1 pseudogene is annotated in these 245 nt (G+C 66.1%); it reads right to left on the reverse strand.

Going from position 1 to position 245, the window contains the following annotated elements:
• A pseudogene (locus AC0IYU_RS34940) lies at positions 1-245 on the reverse strand (ABC transporter ATP-binding protein); the annotation flags it as partial.

The following is a 245-nucleotide window of genomic DNA, read 5'->3' on the forward strand; positions in this document are numbered from 1 at the left end:
CGCTGACGTACGCGCGGCGTACTTCGTCGTTGGCCGCGAGCTCGGCCATCGTGGCCGGGTAGCGGATCTGCCCTTTCTCGAGCACATAGGCCCGGTCGGACACGAGTTCGGCGAAGTGCATGGTCTGCTCGGACAGCAGGATGCTCACGCCCTGCGACTTGAGCTCGAGGATCATGTTGGCCAGCTGCTCGACGATCACCGGGGCCACGCCCTCGGAAGGTTCGTCGAGCAGCACCAGCTCCGCG

It is taken from the genome of Variovorax sp. AC103 (assembly GCF_979254005.1).